Source organism: Candidatus Cloacimonadota bacterium (assembly GCA_020532355.1).
Lineage (GTDB): Bacteria > Cloacimonadota > Cloacimonadia > Cloacimonadales > Cloacimonadaceae > UBA5456.
The window spans coordinates 1-4,400 of sequence record JAJBBD010000075.1 but is presented as its reverse complement, the minus strand read 5'-3'; the positions used below and the strand labels follow the sequence as shown (position 1 = coordinate 4,400).

General features: G+C 50.0%; 5 protein-coding genes. All 5 read right to left on the bottom strand.

The features are described 5' to 3' along the window. Positions 1–151: 151 nt before the first annotated feature. Complete coding sequence (locus LHW48_02515) at positions 152–598, bottom strand: hypothetical protein (GenBank protein MCB5259333.1); 447 nt, start codon at positions 596–598, stop codon at positions 152–154. A gap of 10 nt (positions 599–608) precedes the next feature. Next, a complete protein-coding gene (locus tag LHW48_02510; protein ID MCB5259332.1) occupies positions 609–1,928 on the bottom strand; it encodes a DUF4043 family protein in 1,320 nt (439 codons plus the stop codon). A gap of 13 nt (positions 1,929–1,941) precedes the next feature. Then, a complete protein-coding gene (locus LHW48_02505) occupies positions 1,942–2,745 on the bottom strand; it encodes a hypothetical protein (protein MCB5259331.1) in 804 nt (267 codons plus the stop codon). A 129-nt stretch (positions 2,746–2,874) separates the two neighbouring features. Further along, a complete protein-coding gene (locus tag LHW48_02500) occupies positions 2,875–3,066 on the bottom strand; it encodes a hypothetical protein (GenBank protein MCB5259330.1) in 192 nt (63 codons plus the stop codon). Beyond that, the coding region (locus LHW48_02495) for a hypothetical protein (GenBank protein MCB5259329.1) at positions 3,038–4,400 on the bottom strand (1,363 nt) is incomplete at its 5' end. The genes LHW48_02495 and LHW48_02500, both read right to left, overlap by 29 nt.

The following is a 4,400-nucleotide window of genomic DNA, read 5'->3' as shown; positions in this document are numbered from 1 at the left end:
CAACAAAGGACTTCACATCATCAAACGTAATTTTGTTTCTGACGCAGAAATTCTCTGTTACAACCTCTGTTCCGTTGATCTTATCGCTCATAAGTGTTTCCTTTTAAGGGTGGGGGATTGCTCCCCCTCCCACTTTCTTGTGATTAGCACATTAAACCGGCATGAATTCCAGAATCAGGGTAGAATCGAGAGGATCCGTATCCTTCGGGACGCCAATTTTCAGCGCTTCTCTGTTGCCAACATCGACTAATTGAGCCGTCTTATAATTGTCTCCGGGGACCCCAAGAACAGCCTTGTTACCAGCCACCCCGGTGGTGATAGTGAACAGATCGCTATCGGCCACTGCTACGGCGGTAGCACCTGCAATCAGTTTGTTGACGGGAGTGTCCAGGGCTGCGATGGTATCCTTCGTGATGGTTATATCAGCCGTATCATCGGGGGCGGTAATGACCATTAGTTTTGCGTCTATAAGCCTGCACGGGAACGCGGGCTTGTAATGATACGCCACCGCGCTTGCGGCGGGAACAGCTAGCGGGATAGATACCTTGAATGGCACTAACCCCATGTTCATGAGTCGGGATCTATCTTTACTTTGCATCATGACCTCCTTACTCGTGCGTCATAATCAGCATAGAGCTGCGATTATATACGTTTGTGATGTTGGCTATTCCTGCCTCAGTACCTTCGAGATACTGCACGTGAGCTTTAGGCACAAAATCCAGGCGCTCATATCCATATTTGGTGTAGGCGCCCAATCCCTGCCAGTTATTATAGTCTTGGCTTTCGGTAGCGAATCCAAGGTTCTCATGAAGGGCCTCGCCGATGAAGCTCTCTCCAAAGATTATGGATACATGGTTCGCCTTCGTGGTCCCCACCAAGTGAGTGAGGTGACCTTCTTGCGGCAGGAATCTGGGGTTCTGCTTGATGTCGCTGTCCGCTATCAGTTCGGTAGTACCCAATACGTTCAGGCCGGTTGACGCGCCGTCTGAAGTAGAGAATCCGCGAACACTGATCACGTCCTCAAAGAACACAAATCCGCCGAAGTAGCCAATGGCACCATTCACCCAGGGATGGCTCTTCACCTCTTTCCATACCTGAGTTTGGGCCATAGCCTTAAACTCATTGGTCTGGACCAGAGAAATTGCTTGCTCCGGGGTAATCAGCCAGGGCCAGAAGCTAAATCCGTTTTCCATCACCAATGGCTTGATCCCCTTGCGCATGGCGGTGAGGCGAGCCATCGCGACACAATTGGCGTCCAAAGACTTCGTTGTGTCTACGCCGCCGTCGTTAGTACCGACAGCAGCATCGTATACCTCAAGTGCAGTGGGGAATTTGCCGGCAGCGCCGATCTTATTGAAGCCAAGCGTGCTGTAGCGGTAGAAGTTGGGGTGGTATCTGCGCGGGATGCCTAGTCCCTGACCGTAGTCTGGGTTGGTGGTGGTTGTGTACAGGTTTTCGCTCGCGCCTTCGTAGATGGATGTGAGGATGTTGTAGTTCTCATACTGTGCTTGCCACCAAGCTAGTTTCTGAAGGTTGTCCTCGGCTGCCCGGAACGCTCGTTCTCTAGCTTTGTCCATGCTCCCAAGTTGAACCGGGATGGCATGGCGGACCTGGTTGTATCCAACCTTGGCGTATGCTCTTGCAGACTCTTCCTCTCTGCCCATCAGTACAGCATCGCCCAGAGTCGGAGCTCCTGCAAGGTCTTTTTCCATGGGGATCAGCAGTCGATCGCCATAGCCGATGCTGCGGATTTTGTTGTTAACTTCAATCGGAGATCCCGATGCATGAAGCGTGGGATCGTTGTTATAGTCTCGTCCGCTCTTCACGCTGCCCTTAAACCTACTGAACCAGAGGTGACGTTTTACCTCTGCCCGAAGTTTAAGGTCTAGTGGTTGCAGACCAAGCGATTTAATGTCTTCGCGAGTCATTGTCTTTTACTCCTTATTCGCTAAACGTTTTCTTGCGCGCAGCGATGAGCGTGTCGATCTCGGATTCGCTTAAGCTGTCCGGGTCTTTCTGTAGCTTTGCTATCAGTCCGGTAACGCTGGTGCGATCTCCCGGATCTATCCAGCGCACCTGTTTGCGCTGCGCTTTGATTTGAGCGTCAATAATCGGGTCTGTTTTTAGCGAGTTTTGTTTGGAGTACAGTTCAAAAGCTTTCTCCCCAAATGGGATATCATAGTAATTAGCAAACGCCTTAACGTCCTGCGGGTCCGCCCCGGCTGCCGTGATCCGTTGTGCTAACAATTGCTCTTGTAGCTCTGCTCTGGTTTTTCTTTCGCGCTGTTCAAGTTCCAATAAAGCCTCTTGCCTGGCCGTTGCTTTCAGATAATCAGCAAGGGCTTTCTGATACTTTGCGGGATTGTCTATAGCAAAGTCTTCTTCGTCCTCTTCGCTTCGCAATCCCAGGCGCTTCCAAACTGGGTCGATCTCTCCGGTGTCAGTTGACGTTTTTGCTGTGAGCTTTTTCTCTCTTTCGTCAAGAGCTTTTTCTCTTTCCTCCAAAGATTTAATCCGCTCATTCGTCTCCTGCAATTTCCGGTAGTAGGACCCCACGAGCTTGCTGCCCGTCTCCACTTTTTTGATGAACTCAGCTTTTTCAGCATCGTCCAGTCCTTCCGGCAGCTTTACCTCGATGGCGTTATCAACCGATCTTTCAATGGTGACATCCTTTCCATCTACCGTGAGCTTCTCCGTTTCTACTGGCATTGTCTCTTCGGCTGTGCTTTCTTGTTCTCTTGGCATTGTTTCTCCTATTTCGTTGTGTTTGCCCGTCTTAGCGGGTGGCTCGAAATTTAGGGCAAAAAAAACGCTCGATCTCCAGCCGGTGTTAATGGCTGAGATCGAGCGCCTTCGGTCGTTCCGTTTACCCGATTATTTCACTAAGTTATCTGCTCCGGGTTGTTCCCTTTCGTGGGCAGCGAACTTATATTTCTTACTTACTGAGACAAACTCAATCGAGCCTGCCTGAATTACGATTTCAACTTTTGCGTAGTCCCGATTACTTGTCAAGTTATTTATTATGTCAATCAGAGATTCAAGTCGGCTGGGAGGCTTGCTTTCCATTCTCTTGGCTCTCCTGTGCCGCCACAAACTGGTCAATTATCTGCATCAGCTCTGGATTATTACGGATAAGTTGCACATATTGAAGCTCTTGTCTTTCCTGCTGGGCGTGTTCCATTTTCTTGTCAGGAGAAGAGATATCGAGGCTCTTCATCAGGTCGATGCCACCAACATAACCACGATTATTGAGCTCCATCATTGCTTCCCTCTCAATCTGCTTCAGTGTTTCCTGGTTCTCCTGGATGGTCACCTTCACGTAGTAATTGTCTGCATCCAGCCGGTTACTACTATCTGTTGCTACGTCTATCAACCCTTTCTGGTTATCCATATCCAGCCCCGGGATCTTGTGCGGATAATTCCTGAATTGGATGATCTGATCCATGGTCCACGTGCAGCCATCGACCAAGAATCTGCGGAATCCGTCGAATTCTTCCTTCTGGTATATCCGGCTCGCCATCTGCAATTGCGCCACCTTTACTCCGGACTCCCCGGAATATGAGGCTAGCCCAATAGCCGCGTCTACGGCGCCAGATGTGGTCTTCTGTGCGTTTACCAGGTGGTCGTTCAAAATGGTGATGGCAGAGGGGAAGTCTGGAAGGGGAAGGTTCTTGACCGCATCAACTCCTGGGTGCTGGCGCTGCCACTCCTCGTCCACGATAGGGTTAATCCCCAGCTTGTAACCCTCCTCTACGTATTGTTTTTCGTTTACCAATGCGCCTTGCTGGATAATTTTCTCATTCTTGTACAGCTTCCCAACCTGTATCATCAGGATCGTCATCAGCGCAACCGATGCTTCAAGCATGTCCCGCATGAAGTAGGCTAGCCCCAGCGGATAGGCAGAGGCCGGGTTGTGGTAGCCCACCAGAAAGAAGTATCCGTACCTTTTCCCGACATACTGAGGTTCTTCCAGCGTGAGCTGAAGCTCCTCCAGGAATATAGCCTGGAATACTGCTGGCTCCTCACTCTCAAAAGGCCCAATCTTTGTTACCTTTTCCGGTAGGAACATGCCTTCCCACAGCCATTCTTGGTATCCAATGCGGCTGCCGCTTGCTTCATACATAGCCTTTGTTTCGGGATCATTGGCTGCGTTCTGCACCAGCTCATCCCACTCTGCGGATAGAAACTCTTTCGAGATCCCGCTATCCTGATCTTCAATGAAAATTTTCTCTACCGTGATCGTTTTTTTGTACTGAAGCGTAACCACATTCACAACGTCCAGGCTTTCGTCGAATGTGTTCTGCGAGTGTGCAGCATCGATATCCTGGGCATACTTGGGGTATCGGCGCTTAAGCTCATCAATGTCGTACTGTTCGATATGGAAGAAGTACCTCTGCTCT